12 protein-coding genes are annotated in these 14,378 nt (G+C 64.8%); 10 read left to right on the plus strand and 2 right to left on the minus strand.

From position 1 onward, the window contains the following. Window positions 1-2: 2 nt before the first annotated feature. Entirely contained in the window at window positions 3-1,337 is a 1,335-nt protein-coding gene (gene tssK / locus TQ98_RS15635; RefSeq protein WP_044874335.1) for a type VI secretion system baseplate subunit TssK, read from the minus strand. Window positions 1,338-1,402: 65 nt separating this feature from the next. Beyond that, window positions 1,403-1,876, minus strand: coding sequence for a hypothetical protein (locus tag TQ98_RS15640; RefSeq protein ID WP_044874334.1), 474 nt, complete (start codon window positions 1,874-1,876; stop codon window positions 1,403-1,405). Between the two features lie 206 nt (window positions 1,877-2,082). Here TQ98_RS15640 and tssB point away from each other — a divergent pair, with 206 nt between their 5' ends. The 10 genes from tssB to tssI all read left to right on the plus strand — a co-directional run bounded on the left by tssB (window position 2,083) and on the right by tssI (window position 14,376). Continuing rightward, window positions 2,083-2,631 carry a type VI secretion system contractile sheath small subunit gene (tssB, locus tag TQ98_RS15645; protein WP_044874699.1) on the plus strand — a complete coding sequence of 183 codons (549 nt, stop codon included), beginning with the start codon at window positions 2,083-2,085 and terminating at the stop codon, window positions 2,629-2,631. Between the two features lie 31 nt (window positions 2,632-2,662). Beyond that, complete coding sequence (tssC, locus tag TQ98_RS15650; RefSeq protein ID WP_044874333.1) at window positions 2,663-4,141, plus strand: type VI secretion system contractile sheath large subunit; 1,479 nt, start codon at window positions 2,663-2,665, stop codon at window positions 4,139-4,141. 79 nt (window positions 4,142-4,220) lie between these two features. Continuing rightward, the gene (locus TQ98_RS15655) at window positions 4,221-4,718 is read left to right on the plus strand and encodes an Hcp family type VI secretion system effector (protein ID WP_044874332.1); all 498 of its coding nucleotides are present in this window, start codon (window positions 4,221-4,223) and stop codon (window positions 4,716-4,718) included. 15 nt (window positions 4,719-4,733) lie between these two features. Then, entirely contained in the window at window positions 4,734-5,174 is a 441-nt protein-coding gene (gene tssE / locus TQ98_RS15660) for a type VI secretion system baseplate subunit TssE (RefSeq protein WP_044874331.1), read from the plus strand. After that, window positions 5,158-6,957 carry a type VI secretion system baseplate subunit TssF gene (gene tssF / locus TQ98_RS15665; protein WP_044874330.1) on the plus strand — a complete coding sequence of 600 codons (1,800 nt, stop codon included), beginning with the start codon at window positions 5,158-5,160 and terminating at the stop codon, window positions 6,955-6,957. The genes tssE and tssF overlap by 17 nt, the downstream gene beginning before the upstream one ends. After that, window positions 6,921-7,937 carry a type VI secretion system baseplate subunit TssG gene (gene tssG, locus TQ98_RS15670; RefSeq protein WP_044874329.1) on the plus strand — a complete coding sequence of 339 codons (1,017 nt, stop codon included), beginning with the start codon at window positions 6,921-6,923 and terminating at the stop codon, window positions 7,935-7,937. Before tssF ends, tssG begins: the two co-directional genes overlap by 37 nt. Before the next feature lie 2 nt (window positions 7,938-7,939). Further along, window positions 7,940-10,486, plus strand: a complete 2,547-nt coding sequence (gene tssH, locus TQ98_RS15675; protein ID WP_044874328.1) for a type VI secretion system ATPase TssH — start codon at window positions 7,940-7,942, stop codon at window positions 10,484-10,486. A 95-nt stretch (window positions 10,487-10,581) separates the two neighbouring features. Beyond that, a complete protein-coding gene (locus TQ98_RS15680) occupies window positions 10,582-11,517 on the plus strand; it encodes an FYVE zinc finger domain-containing protein (RefSeq protein WP_044874327.1) in 936 nt (311 codons plus the stop codon). Between the two features lie 44 nt (window positions 11,518-11,561). Continuing rightward, window positions 11,562-12,224 (plus strand): endonuclease/exonuclease/phosphatase family protein, encoded by a 663-nt coding sequence (locus TQ98_RS15685; RefSeq protein WP_044874326.1) that lies wholly within the window; start codon window positions 11,562-11,564, stop codon window positions 12,222-12,224. Window positions 12,225-12,369: 145 nt separating this feature from the next. Beyond that, a complete protein-coding gene (gene tssI / locus TQ98_RS15690) occupies window positions 12,370-14,376 on the plus strand; it encodes a type VI secretion system tip protein VgrG (protein ID WP_044874325.1) in 2,007 nt (668 codons plus the stop codon). The last annotated feature ends 2 nt before the right edge of the window (window positions 14,377-14,378 follow it).

Genomic DNA, 14,378 nt, shown 5'->3' on the forward strand with positions numbered 1-14,378 from the left:
GGTCAGGCGAATTCATGTGCATTGGCGACGAACAGCACCACCTGCCAGGGCCCGACCAATGCCGCCTGGCCGGGCACGACGATGGAGAGCTTCTGCTCGGGATCGAACCACTCACCGGCGGCCTGGACCACGAACAGCCGGGTGTCCTCCCCGACCCCGTAGGCAACCTGCTCGGCACGGCTCATGGACTGCTGCGCCAGACCACTCATGCGCTGGCGAGCGAGGGTGGGCACGTGGCCCTGGGAAGCGACGATGGCCTGCCCCAGCCAGTGGAAGGCCGCCTGCTCGCCAGTACCGGCCGGCATGCGCAGCCCGATCACCAGGCGCTGGCGGCGGGACTGGGTATCGGGCAACTGGATGGAGAAGCCTTGCTCCACCTGATCGAAGGCCAGGCTGCGGTAGCCGACCCGCACGCGGGTCAGGGCGTTCTCCAGCCATTCGAGCACATCGTCGTACCCGCGCTTGAGGTCGAGGAAATCCAGGGGCACGAAAGCTGGCACGCCGGCAACCGGGTCCAGGGCGCACCAGGAGCCGGCCATGCCCACCAGCAGACCGTGCAGGCGGTCCGCTGCGGCCACTCGGCTGTTGAGCGCCGCCTCCACTTCCGGCAGGCGCGCCCAGAGCGCGGCGAGCTGTCGACGGATTTCGTTCATGTCATCACGGTTGCCCGCCTGTTCGGCCTGGCGCAGACGACCGGCGAGGAACAGGCATTTCTCCCGCGCACGGGCGCAGAGTGCCGCCACAGCGCGGCCGAGAACGGATTCGGGAAGGATTCGCGGAGTCGGCGCCACATAGGGCTGGCGGACAAAACCGCCCCCTTCCTTGGCGACACGCAGCAGCGGCAGGCAGACCGAATCGGCGCGGCCGGTGTCCGTCACCAGACGCGCCGCCGGGCGCCAGACCAGGATGGGCTCGGGATGCTCGCCACTGGCCAGGTCCGGCACCGCGTCGCCCACCGCCGATTGCAGGCGCCCACGCAGGGGCAGCACCTGGCCGCCACGACCCAGCGGATTGACGGCGAGGAAGACGGTGACGCTGGAAGTTGCGGACTGCGCGATGGCGGCGCTGACATCCAGCTCCAGCACGGCGCCTTCGCCGGGCCTGACGCTGACCGGCAGACCGTCCGGAAGAATGGCTTCGAGGGCGAGTACGCGCACCAGGCCTGCGCTGAGGGCGGCGGGGTCGAGTTCGAGCTGGGAGACGCCCCAGAACCAGGGATTGCCGGCGTGGGCGAAATGAGCGGCGAGCACTTCCGCGCGCAACCCTTGCAACTGGAAATGCTGGGGCAGCAACTGCATCCCCTCATGCCAGCACACCGCGTCAGGCAGAACTTTCATACCACTCCCCTTCGACGTTCCACGTTGTCGCGAGCTCGACGCCCTGCAGCTTCAGGGGCCTTTCGTCATCGCTCGTTCTCGCTCAGCAAGCGCATTTCCCTGCTATCGAACCGGAGCCAGGCACGGCTCTGCTCATCCAGCCTCAGGCGGTGAGCACCGGGTGTGTTATAGCCGGCGAAGACCAAAAGTCCAGCCGCGCTCTCGCCCGCCAACGGGAACTCCCGCGCCTCCATGAATTGCCCGGGAACCAGCTCCAGGCTCCAGACGGAAAACTGCTGGCGATAGTCGCGGCGGTACTGCTCGCGATCGGTGAACCATTGCTGCGCGGTGATGCCGGAAAGCACCTTGAGCAGCTCGGGATCGCGCACGGCGATGAAGTCGACGGCGATGGGGGTGTCGTCGTTGGCGCGCTTGGCGACGTCCAGGGTCAGGTTGTCGAGTTGGACCCGCGGACCGAGAAGATCGGAGCAGCCTCCCAGCAGCATCGCGGCGGCTAACAAGACGATTTTGGAGGCGGAAATGAAACGTCCGTGCTTCATGGTGGTCAGATTCCGGTTTGCGTTTGCAAATTTATAGACCTGTTCTAGCGTGTCTGAGTAGTTCGTCGGACTGACGAATTAGAGGGATCGCCAAGGACAGGCTTGCGTGTAGTTTCCCCCTGTCGACTCGTGATCCAGCAATGGAGTGCGATGACAGGACATGTCCGATGCATTGCGCTCTCAGCAATGCACCGGAGCCCACCAACATGGCCGAAAGCACGCAGCACAAACTGGATCGCGTACGCCCGCCCCGGGTACAGATCACCTACGACGTCGAGATCGGCGACGCCATAGAGAAAAAGGAACTGCCGCTCGTCGTCGGCATCCTCGCCGACCTCTCGGGTAAGCCCGAACAGCCCCTGCCGAAGCTCATCGAGCGTCGCTTCACCGAGATCGATCGCGACAACTTCAACCAGGTCCTCGCGTCCATCGCGCCGCGTTCCACCCTGCAGGTGGACAACACCATCACCGGCGACGGCAGCAAGCTCAACGTCGAGCTGCGCTTCAAGGACATGGACGATTTCGATCCGGTCAACATCGTCAAGCAGATCACTCCGCTGCGCCGCCTGTTCGAAGCCCGCCAGCGCCTGCGCGACCTGCTCACCAAGCTGGATGGCAACGACGACCTCGACAAGCTGCTGCAGGAAGTGGTGAGCAACACCGATGGCCTGCAGGAGATCAAGTCGGCGCGTCCCGAAGCCGAATCCGCCGCGCCCGAGGGCGAAGGCGAAGCACCGGCCGAACCCCAGGCCTGATCCCTAGCCCGACTTCCAGGAGGAATCGCCCATGGCAACAGAAGCCGGTGCGAACAGCGAGAGCACCACTCAGACCCTGACCCTGCTCGACCGCATCATCGCCGAGGGCCGCATGGCCCATGACGACAGCCAGCAGGACTACGCCCGCGACATGCTCGCGGAATTCGCCACCCAGGTCCTCGACGAAGGCATGGCCATCGACAAGGACACCGTGGCCATGATCAACGACCGCATCAGCCAGATCGACGAACTGATCAGCGCCCAGCTCAACGAAGTCCTGCATCACCCCGAGTTGCAGAAGCTGGAAGCCTCCTGGCGCGGCCTGCACCTGCTGGTGCAGAACACCGAGACCAGCACCCGTCTGAAACTGCGCCTGCTCAACGTCAGCCAGAAGGAACTGCAGACCGACCTGGAGAAGGCCGTCGAGTTCGACCAGAGCGCGCTGTTCAAGAAGATCTACGAAGAGGAATACGGCACCTTCGGCGGCCATCCCTTCAGCCTGCTGGTGGGCGACTACAGCTTTGGCCGTCATCCCCAGGACGTGGCCCTGCTGGAGAAACTCTCCAACGTCGCCGCCGCCGCCCACGCGCCCTTCATCGCAGCCGCCAACCCGAAATTGTTCGACATGAACAGCTTCACCGAGCTGGCCGTGCCGCGCGACCTGGCGAAGATCTTCGAGAGCCAGGAGCTGATCAAGTGGCGCAGCTTCCGCGAGAGCGAAGACTCGCGCTACGTCTCCCTGGTGCTGCCGCACTTCCTCCTGCGCCTGCCCTACGGCCCGGACACCCTGCCGGTGGAAGGCATGAACTACGTTGAAGACGTCAACGGCACCGACCACTCCAAATACCTCTGGGGCAACGCCGCCTGGGCACTGGCCCAGCGCATCACCGAGGCGTTCGCCAAGTACGGCTGGTGCGCGGCGATCCGTGGCGCCGAAGGCGGCGGCGCGGTGGAAGGCCTGCCGGCCCACACGTTCCGCACCAGTTCCGGTGACCTGTCGCTGAAATGCCCGACCGAAGTGGCTGTCACCGACCGCCGCGAGAAGGAACTCAACGACCTCGGGTTCATCGCCCTCTGCCACAAGAAGAACAGCGACCTCGCCGTGTTCTTCGGCGGCCAGACCACCAACAAGGCCAAGCTCTACAACACCAACGAGGCCAACGCCAACGCACGCATCTCGGCCATGCTGCCGTATGTGCTCGCGGCCTCGCGCTTCGCCCATTACCTGAAGGTGATCATGCGCGACAAGGTGGGCAGCTTCATGACCCGCGACAACGTGCAGACCTACCTGAACAACTGGATCGCCGACTACGTGCTGATCAACGACAACGCACCGCAGGAAATCAAGGCGCAGTACCCGCTGCGTGAAGCGCGGGTGGACGTGTCGGAAGTGGCCGGCAAGCCGGGCGCCTACCGCGCGACCGTGTTCCTCCGACCGCACTTCCAGCTGGAGGAACTGACCGCCTCGATCCGCCTGGTGGCCAGCCTGCCGCCGCCGGTAGCCGCCTGACCTGCGCCGCCCGCCGGCGACCCCGGCGGGCGGTCACCCCCCTCTTCTCCAGACTTTCCAGATTCAGGAGTTCCATGCGATGGATGCGATCATTCTCGACCTCGGCGACGACATCAAAGGCGACAGCCTGCTCGAGGGCTTTACCGACAAGATCGAGCTGATGTCCTACAGCCACAACGTGGCCATGCAGGTCACCAACGACGTCAGCAACTCGGAACGCACTTCCGGCCGGCCGCACATCGGCGAATTCACCGTCACCAAGTTCATCGACACCTCCACCCCGTCGCTGAACGAGTACTGCTGCGCCGGCAAGCCCATCACCACGGCGAAGATCACCATCGGCCGCAACGCCGCCGAGGGCGACGGCAAGGTCCTGCCCTTCATCGTCTACACCCTGGACAACGTGGTGCTCTCCAACGTCAGCGTGAGCGGCGGCGCCGGTGGCAAACCGGTGGAAACCCTGTCGATGAACTTCACCAAGATTAAATGGGAGCTCACCGCGCAGAAGGACGACGGCACCAAGGAGGGCACCGCAGCGTCCACCTGGGACCTGGCCGCCAACAAGGTGGCCAAGTAAGGACGCCGCCCGGTCATGTCGGAAGCCGGCCTGCTCCCGCCGCTGTTCGAGCGCCTCGCCGCCCAGGCGGAGGAGGCGCCGGCCTTCGACCGCGAGGCCCTGGCGGAGTCCGTCCGCCAGGAACTGGCGCGGCTGCTCAACACCCGTCGCGCCCGTGCTGAAAGCGGCCGCCCCCTGACCATCCTCGACTACGGCATCGGCGACTGGAGCGCCCTGCAAGCGCGCCGCGGAGATGACCGGCGCCAACTGGTGCGGGAAATCCGCGCCGCCGTACAGCACTTCGAACCCCGCCTGCACCTGACTGAAGTGGACGCCGACGCCGTCCCCGGCCAGCACCAGCGCCTACGTATCCGCCTTGGCGGCAGTTTGCGCAGCGGCCAACGCACCTGGCCGGCGGTGTTCATCATCGACAACAGCGACGAGGGCCTCGAGGTGCGCCATGAGCGACTCGATTGACCCGGAGCTGCTGGACTACTACCAGCGCGAACTCACCTGGTTGCGCCATGCCGGTGCCAGCTTCGCCGCCCGCTACCCCAAGGTCGCCCGACGCCTGGAACTGGCGCCCGACGAATGCCCGGACCCGCACGTGGAGCGCCTGCTGGAAGGCTTCTCCCTGCTGACTGCACGCCTGCAACGGCGCCTCGACGACGACTACGCCGAGTTCAGCGACGCCCTGCTGGAACAGCTCTACCCCCTGGCCCTCCGTCCCCTGCCCTCCTGCGCCATCGTCGAGTTCGAGCCCGACCCGACCCAGGGCAGCCTGGCCGAGGGTTACCGGATGCCGCGTGACACCCCCCTGTTCGTCACCACCAGCCAGGGCGCCAGCGTACATTTCCGCACCACGGCCGACGCAGTGCTCTGGCCCATCCGAATCGGCCAGGCGACGTTGCTGGACGGCGACGAGGCGGTGGCACTGACCGGACGGCCGGACGCCCGCGCAGCCCTGCGCCTGGAGCTGCACTGCCTGGGCGAGTTCGACTGGGCGCAGTTGCCCATCCGCCAACTGCGCCTGCACCTGGCTGCCTCGCCGGTCACCAGTGCCGCCCTGTACGACCTGCTCGGCGCCCACGTCCTCGGCATTCATTGCGGTGTACCCGGTCAGCCACTGCTCCCCTGCCCAGGCGAGCCACAACTGGTGGGCTTTGCCGACGACCAGGCGCTGCTGCCCGAAGAAGACGGCCAGCATCCCGGTCTGCGCCTGCTGGCCGAGTACTTCACGTTTCCGGACAAATTCGCCTTTTTCGACATCCCGATCCGGCCGCCGGCGCACGGCGGGCGCGAGTGCCTGCTGGTGATCCCCTTCGACCGCGCCCCGGCGGGTCGCCTGCACCTGCAACCCGGTGATCTGCGCCTGGGCTGCGCGCCAGCCATCAACCTGTTCCCGCGCACCTCGGAGCCGCTACGCCCAGACGGGACCCGCAGCGAATACCGCCTGGTGGCCGACGCCCACCGCGAAAGCAGCGTGGAAATTCACAGCATCCGCACCCTGCGTGCCGTCTCGCCCCGTGGCGTGAGCCCGGTAGCGGCCTACTACGGTCATGCCCATGGTGCGCGTGCCGCCGGTGCGCGCCTCTACTGGCATGCCCGCAGGGTGCAGGGCATGACACCCAATCGCCTGGGCACCGACCTGCTCCTGAGCCTGGTGGACACCGGCTTCGATCCACTGCAGGACGCCCCCGAATACAGCCTGACCGCCGAGCTGCTCTGCACCAATCGGCACCTGGCGGAAAACCTGCCGGCCGGCACCCGTCTCGGCTTCGAGCGCCCCGGCCCCATCGCCCGAGCCAGCCTGCGCAATCCACCCACGCCGCAAAGCCTGCCGCGTCTCTCCGGTGAATCGCGCTGGCGCATGGTGTCGCAGCTCACCCTCAATCACCTTTCCCTGGTTGAAGGGCCGCAGGCGCTTAACGCGCTGCGCGAACTGCTCCACCTGCACAACCTGCGCGACGAAGGCGGCGTCCACCGGCAGATCGAAGGCATCGACCAACTGACCTGCGAGCGGGTGGTGGCACGAGTCGGCGACGACGCCTGGCGCGGCTGGCGCAATGGGCTGGAGGTGCGCCTCAGCCTCGATCCGCAACACTTCGCCGGCGCCAGCGCGGTGCTCTTCTCCGCCGTGCTGGCGCAGTTCTTTTCTCTCTACGCGACCGCCAACCGCTTCGTGCGGACGGTGCTGGTCGATGCCGACAAGGAGGTCAGGACGTGGCAGCCCCAGGCCGGAATGCCCCTCTCCCTCTGAGCCGGCGCCTGCGCGACGAGCCGCAGGCCTTCGAACTCCTGCAAGCACTCCTGTTGCTGGAGCGCGAGCGACCGGGTGCCGAACCCCTCGGCCAGGGCAGCGCGCCTCAAGGCGAAGCCATGCGCCTGCGCGGTCCGCTGACGCCGACCTTTGCCGCCAGCCAGGTGGAGCGCCTGGATGAAGAGCCCGGCCAACCGCCCACCCTGACCACACCCGTCTTCGGCCTCGGCGGCCCCGACGGACCACTGCCCTACGCCTATCAGGAATGGCTGCAACAGCGGGCGAAGCAGAAGGACCACGCCCCGGCGGAATTCCTCGACCTGTTCCAGCACCGCCTGCTCAGCCTGCTTTACCGGGTCCTGGGCAAGCATCGCCTGGCCCTGGGTTTTTGCGCGCCGGAAGACTCGCCAGCGCAGGACCAGCTACTGGCGCTCTGCGGCCTGCTGCCGGAAGCCCTGCAGAACCGCCTTGCCCTGCCCGACTCCGCCGTGACCGCGCGCACCGCCCTGTTTGCCGGAGGACGGCGTTCCCTGGCCGGCTTCGCCACGCTGGTCCGCCACCAGTTCAACGTTGCGGTGCGCTACGAGGCCTACCAGGGCGGCTGGCGAGACATCCCGCCCGCCAGCCGCAGCGTGCTGCAGCGCAGGGGCCGCAACCTGGGCCTGGGCCGCAATGCGATTGCCGGCACCCGGGTGTGGGATGAACACGCCGGCATCCGCCTGACCCTCGGCCCGCTGGCCAACGACCGCGTACAGGATTTCCTCCCGGACGGCACTGAACACGCCCGCCTCGCCAGCCTGGCCGCGCTCTACTTCGGCCCGGACCTGGAATGCGCGCTTCGCCTGCTGGTCCGCCCCGGCCCGCCGCTGCGCCTGGATCGCACGCAACCGCCGCGCCTGCGCTGGAGCGGCGGCCTGCAACTTCGCGGCGAACAGCTGCAGCAAATCGACACGCGTTTGCGCCAGACGGAGGTGGCCTGACCATGGAACTCGGCAGCCTGATCGGACGCCTCAACGGAGAAAGCCGCCGCGCCCTGGAACGGGCCGCGCAACGCTGCCTGCAGCGCACCCATCACTACGTGGAAATCGAGCACCTGCTGCTGGAGCTGATGGACATCGAAGGTGGCGACCTCGCCTACCTGCTGCCGCGCTTCGGCCTGGAGCGCGATGTGCTGGCGGCGGAGATCAATCAGGCCCTGGAGCTGTTCAAGGCCGGCAACACCCGCACACCAGCCCTTTCCGCCCAGACAGTCGGCCTGCTGGAAGACGCCGTGGTGCAGGCCAGCGTGCTGGGCCAGCAAAGCATCCGCTCCGGCCTGCTGCTGCTCGCCCTGCTCGACCGCGACGAGCGCCGCACCCTGCTGCTGAACAGCGCCTCGTCGCTGTTGCGCATCCCCCGCGAGGCCCTGCGCAGCAATCTGCAGGAGTGGACCCAGGCGTCCCGCGAACAGCCGGCGTCGACCCAGACCGCCAAGGGCAAGGCCGCCCCGGCCAGCGCCCAGGATTCCATCCTCGACCAGTACACCCAGGACCTCACCGCCGACGCCCACGCCGGGCGCATCGACCCCATCGTCGGACGCGACAGCGAGATCAGGCAGAGCATCGACATTCTCCTGCGCCGCCGACAGAACAACCCGATCCTCGTCGGCGCGCCAGGCGTGGGCAAGACCGCCGTGGTCGAGGGCCTGGCCCTGCGCATTGCCGCCGGTGATGTGCCGCCGCCCTTGCAGGACGTCAGCCTGCGGGTGCTCGACCTCGGCCTGTTGCAGGCGGGCGCCGGGGTCAAGGGCGAGTTCGAACAGCGCCTCAAGGGCGTGATCGACGGCGTCCGCAATGCCGAGAAGCCGGTCATCCTGTTCATCGACGAAGCCCATACCCTGATCGGTGCCGGCGCCGCCGAAGGCCAGAGCGACGCCGCCAACCTGCTCAAGCCGGCCCTGGCCCGTGGCGAACTGCGCACCCTGGCCGCCACCACCTGGCTGGAATACAAGAAATACTTCGAGAAGGACCCGGCCCTGGCCCGGCGCTTCCAACTGGTGCAGGTGGAGGAGCCTGACGAGGCGACGGCCGTGGAGATGCTCCGCGGCGTCGCCGCCAAGCTGGAACAGCACCATGGCGTGCAGGTGCTGGACGCCGCCATCCATGACGCGGTGAAGCTCTCCCACCGCTACATCTCCGGCCGCCAGCTACCGGACAAAGCCATCAGCGTGCTGGACACCGCCTGCGCCCGTGTCGCCCTGGGCCAGCATGACGTGCCGCCGCCGCTGGAAAGCCTGCGCCACCGTGAACAGGCTCTGGAAGAAGAACTGCAACGCCTGCGCCGCGAACAGGCCACCGGCCTCGATCATCGCGAGCGCATCACCGCGCTGGAAACCGAATCCGCCAGCAATGTCGTCGCCATCCGCGAGCTGGAAAGCCGCTGGGGCGAGGAACGCGAGGCGGTGCGCGAGCTGCTGGAGGCCCGCCGCGAACTGCTGGCCCTTTCCGACAGCGTCGACGCCCGCAAGCCCAACGAAGAGCTGGACGACCGCATCGATCACCTGGCTGCCGAACTGGCACGCCTGGAAGCCGGGCTGGACGCCATCCGCCAGGACGATCCGCTGGTGCCCGAGCAGGTGGACTCGAAGACGGTCGCTGCCGTGATCGCTGGCTGGACCGGCATCCCCATCGGCAAGATGCTCGCCGACGAAGCCCACGCCGTGCGCACCCTCGGCCAGCGCATGGCGCAACGGGTCATGGGTCAGGACACGGCCCTGGCCACCATCGCCCAACGCATCCAGGCCTACCGCGCCGGTCTCACCGACCCGCAGAAACCGGTGGGCGTGTTCCTGCTGGTGGGCCCGACCGGCGTCGGCAAGACCGAAACCGCGTACGCCCTGGCCGACGCCCTTTATGGCGGCGAGCGCAACCTCATCAGCATCAACCTGTCCGAGTACCAGGAAGCCCACACCGTCAGCCAGCTCAAGGGCGCCCCGCCCGGCTACGTGGGCTACGGCTCCGGGGGCGTGCTCACCGAAGCGGTACGCCGCCGCCCCTACTCCGTGGTGCTGCTGGACGAAATCGAAAAAGCCCACCCGGACGTGCTGGAGGCCTTCTACAACGTCTTCGACAAGGGCGTGATGGAAGACGGCACCGGCCTGGTGGTGGACTTCAAGAACACCGTGATGCTCGCCACCAGCAACGTCGGCGCCGAACTGGTCCTCGACACCCCGGCTGACCAGCTCGGCAGCGACATCTTCAACGAACGCCTGCGCAAGGTTCTGCTGCAAGCCTTCCGCCCCGCCTTCCTCGCCCGCATGACCGTGGTGCCCTACCGCCCGCTGGACGAAGCGACCCTGGAGGGCATCGTCATCGCCAAGCTGGAAAAGCTCCAGGGCCGCTACAAGGCCGCCACCGGCAAACACTTCGACTTCGACCCGGCCATCGTGAAAGCGGTATTGGCCAAGTGCAGTTCAGCGGGAGCGCGGGATATCGAGAATGTGCTGATGGCGCAGGTGACGGGGAAGTTGGCGGAGTGGGTGTTGGAGTAGCAACTTGCACGTGGTTCTCAATCTCGCCACGACGCGCTCACCTCACCCTTTGTTTAAGCGGGCACGAACCATGGAGCTGAAGGAGTGAAGCACGGATGAACTGGGATGAATATCAATCAGCCAAACTGAAACTGATTGGCGGCAGTTCGCGCCCCATTCTGATGATGTCGGGTGTGATGTTCGACAATGGCACCCGATACCTTGAGAAGCGTAAAGGCATCACCCGCCAGAATACTGAGAACGGTCTGCTCAATGACCAGTTTGATGGCAGGGATTTCGTCTGGAACGGTCGCACGGTCCAGGTAATGGGTGATTACGAATCCGGCGGGCATCCCGCTTTGGCCGGCTTCGATACCGTGCATTGCGCCGGTCGAATCATGGGCTCCTATTTTTTCTTTCACAGTGGGCATTACCACCCCAAGCAAGAGCACGCCGTCCACTTCTTGTGCGACTTCATCGACAACACATGCAGAGCACTCGCAGGACTCCCACGCGATGCAAAGGTGGACGAACTCTCGAAAATCAGGCTCCGCCTGTACAGGGACAACTCCGAAACCGACACCTATTGGACGACATTCGCCCAGATTGCCGCAGGAGATGAGCCCGAAGAACCGATCGTTTTCTCTTCTTCCGGTATCAAACGTAGCGCGCCCATCAAGATCGGCGGACCACTTTATTCAGTCCAGAAGCAGGAAAAGAAACCGATAGTTGAATCCTCTGTACCCAGCATCCTGGAAACTGGCATAACGGCGCATGGGCGCCATCTGAAAACATACAGAATCAATCGGACTCCGAACTGGATACCCGATTCGGAACGGACGCGCTGTGCCGGATGCAACAACGAATTCGGCATGTTCCGCTGGAAGCACCATTGTCGTCAGTGCGGCGATATCTTTTGTGACGATTGTTCAAAGAAGAAGAAGCATTTGAAGCATCCGGCGAGAAGAGACTCCAACGATAACAGTGAGGGGCCGCACCGGGTATGCAACAACTGCTTCTCCAGCGTGGATCTGAGATACATGGAAATCTGATGAGAGCCTGCTGAGTCAGACAGCCCACCCGGAAGGTCCCAACAATGAGAATTGCAAGCTTCAATCTCGAAAAAAATGGAAAGTCCTCCACCCTGAACAAAAGAACTCAAGTCGATGAATTTATTGCCTACTGCAATCAGATAGAGGTCGACCTCATCTTTCTTTGCGAAGTCCATTCCGCACAGGAAGACAACTATGAAGACAATCTTGGCGCCATATACAGAAACTACAATGTCGAGTGCCACCACGGCGGATACTCAAACAGCTATATCGTGATGACAAGGAAATCTGCCAATCTGACTGTCACCAGCCAGGGAAACCTTAAAAACCTGAACAGAGACCTGATTGCCGTAGAAGCAAAAGGCGTAAACAATTACAGCGGATATGTTTTTCTGGCCCACTTCAAGTCAGGACAAAATGGACAAACCAAGTCCCAGTTGAATGCCTGCACATCACTTGGTGGAAACTGGGTCGTCACTGGCGACCTTAATCTTGATATAAGTCGAGTTGGTGAGCTCGAAACTGCGGGAGTTGCCTACGATTGCTGGAAGGGCCTGCCGACCCACCACAGCGGAGGGATACTGGATTGGGTACTCGCATCAGCCTTCGTGAGAATAGAAGCTGTTGATCTCACCGGTCATGCGAACTTTTTCGACATGAGCGGCCCCGATCATCGCCCCATTATCTTCGATGCCTATGCCAATTGACTGGCTGGGACTTTTCCACCGACTTGCCGAATGAAGATCAAGACTGGCGCAATGCCTCTCTTCCATCGCGCAGGCCTGCCTCATACAGATCATGAAGCGGCCTGACTGATACGACTTGCTGCAGGATTTCACCAAGAGGTTCCGGATGCCCCGCCCTACAGACGCCTCGGCCAGTTTCTCCCTCGCTGCTACGTCAGTGGCTGACCTCTACCCGGAAAACCTGTCCGGGAAGGAATCCCTGAACGATCTTGGCAATCTGACCCTGCATGGCTACAGCGCCACAGCCCTCCCCCTGACCAGCGCAGTGGCCTCCCACGTCACCGCCACGCTCCACAACGACGCCAACCAGCGCCCGCTCGACGCCCTGGTCGCCGAAATTCACCAACTCCCCGCCGACGCCACCGCCGAGCGCTATCAACTGGTACTGCGCCCCTGGCTCTGGTGGCTGACCCTGGCCCGCAACAACCGGGTGTTCCAGAACAAGACGACCAGCGACATCGTCACCGGCATCTTCTCGGATCACGGCTTTACCGATTACCAGTTGAAGCTCAGCGGCAGCTACAGCCCGCGTGAGTACTGCGTGCAGTACGGCGAGACCGACTTCGCCTTCGTTTCGCGGCTGCTGGAGGAAGAAGGCATCTTCTGGTTCTTCACCCATGCGGACGGCAAGCACACGCTGGTGCTGGGCGACAGCAACGATGCCTTCCCGCAGATTCCCAATGGCCCGACTGTGCCTTACCTGGGCCAGGGCATCGGCGTACGGGAGTTGCACGGCGTGCGTTCCGGGCAGCTGTGCCTGCAGGCGGTGGCTGGGGTGTACAGCGCCACGGACTACGCATTCACCACGCCCACCACCTCGCTCTACAGCCAGGCCGAGGCGGTGGCCGGGCCACGGTCGATGTACGAGCATCCCGGCGGCTATACCGCCAAGGCGCGCGGCGATGCGCTGTCCAAGCAGCGGGTGGACGAGCTGCGCAGCCAGGAGAAGCGCCTCATCGGCGAGAGCGACTGCCGCTGGCTGGTGCCGGGGCACTGGTTCACTTTGAGCGGCCATGACGACGAGTCGCTCAACATCGACTGGGTGGTGACCGCGGTCACCCATGAGGCCAGCCACGAGCATTACCGCAACCGCTTCGAAGCCATTCCCAAAGCCACCCACTACCGCCCGCCGCGCGCCACACCCAAGCCGCGCATGCATACCCAGACAGCGGTGGTGGTCGGCAAGAGCGGCGAGGAAATCTGGACCGACCAGTACGGCCGAATCAAGATCCAGTTCCCGTGGGACCGTGACGGCAAGAATGACGAGACCGCCTCCTGCTGGGTGCGCGTGGTGCTGCCCTGGAGCGGCAAGGGCTTCGGCATGCAGTTCATTCCGCGCATCGGCCAGGAAGTGATCGTCACCTTCATCGACGGCGACCCGGACCGCCCGCTGGTCACCGGCTGCGTCTACAACGGCGACAACACCCTGCCCTACGCCCTGCCGGACAACCAGACACAGTCGGGGATCAAGACCCAGTCATCCAAGGGTGGCGGCGGCTTCAACGAGTTGCGCTTCGAAGACAAGAAGGACGCCGAAGAGGTGTTCCTCCAGGCGCAGAAAGACCTGAAGGTGAACGTGCTCAACGACAGCACCGCCACCATCGGCCATGACGAAACCCTCACCGTGCAAAACGCCCGCACCCGCACGGTCAAGGAAGGCGACGAGACCATCACCCTGGAGAAGGGCAAGCGCAGCGTCACCATCCAGACCGGCAGCGATACCCTGGACGTGAAGGACAGCCGCACCGTAAAGGTGGGCGCCGACCAGACCCACAGCACCGGCGGCAACTACAGCCATAGCGTCAGCGGCAACTACGAGCTGACCGTGGACGGCAACCTGACCATCAAGGTCAGCGGCACCCTCACCCTGCAGAGCGGCGGCAGCCTGACGATCAAGAGCGACGCCGACCTCGCCGCCCAGGCCGGTACGTCCATCACGCACAAGGCCGGCACGTCGCTGACCAATCAGGCGGGCACATCCCTCGACAACAAGGCCGGCACCACCCTGACCAACGATGCCGGGGTGAGCCTGACCAACAAGGCCAGCGCCGAGCAGACCGTGGATGGCGGCGGCATGCTGACCATCAAGGGCGGCCTGGTGAAGGTGAACTGAAC

The sequence above is a fragment of the Pseudomonas sp. LFM046 genome, from assembly GCF_000949385.2.
In the GTDB taxonomy this organism is placed as follows: Bacteria; Pseudomonadota; Gammaproteobacteria; order Pseudomonadales; family Pseudomonadaceae; genus Metapseudomonas.

Bases quoted from the DNA above. Each gene is read 5' to 3' on its own strand.
- tssK (WP_044874335.1), bottom strand. From the start codon at position 1,337: ATGAAAGTTCTGCCTGACGCGGTGTGCTGGCATGAGGGGATGCAGTTG.
- TQ98_RS15640 (WP_044874334.1), bottom strand. From the start codon at position 1,876: ATGAAGCACGGACGTTTCATTTCCGCCTCCAAAATCGTCTTGTTAGCC.
- tssB (WP_044874699.1), top strand. From the start codon at position 2,083: ATGGCCGAAAGCACGCAGCACAAACTGGATCGCGTACGCCCGCCCCGG.
- tssC (WP_044874333.1), top strand. From the start codon at position 2,663: ATGGCAACAGAAGCCGGTGCGAACAGCGAGAGCACCACTCAGACCCTG.
- TQ98_RS15655 (WP_044874332.1), top strand. From the start codon at position 4,221: ATGGATGCGATCATTCTCGACCTCGGCGACGACATCAAAGGCGACAGC.
- tssE (WP_044874331.1), top strand. From the start codon at position 4,734: ATGTCGGAAGCCGGCCTGCTCCCGCCGCTGTTCGAGCGCCTCGCCGCC.
- tssF (WP_044874330.1), top strand. From the start codon at position 5,158: ATGAGCGACTCGATTGACCCGGAGCTGCTGGACTACTACCAGCGCGAA.
- tssH (WP_044874328.1), top strand. From the start codon at position 7,940: ATGGAACTCGGCAGCCTGATCGGACGCCTCAACGGAGAAAGCCGCCGC.
- TQ98_RS15680 (WP_044874327.1), top strand. From the start codon at position 10,582: ATGAACTGGGATGAATATCAATCAGCCAAACTGAAACTGATTGGCGGC.
- TQ98_RS15685 (WP_044874326.1), top strand. From the start codon at position 11,562: ATGAGAATTGCAAGCTTCAATCTCGAAAAAAATGGAAAGTCCTCCACC.
- tssI (WP_044874325.1), top strand. From the start codon at position 12,370: ATGCCCCGCCCTACAGACGCCTCGGCCAGTTTCTCCCTCGCTGCTACG.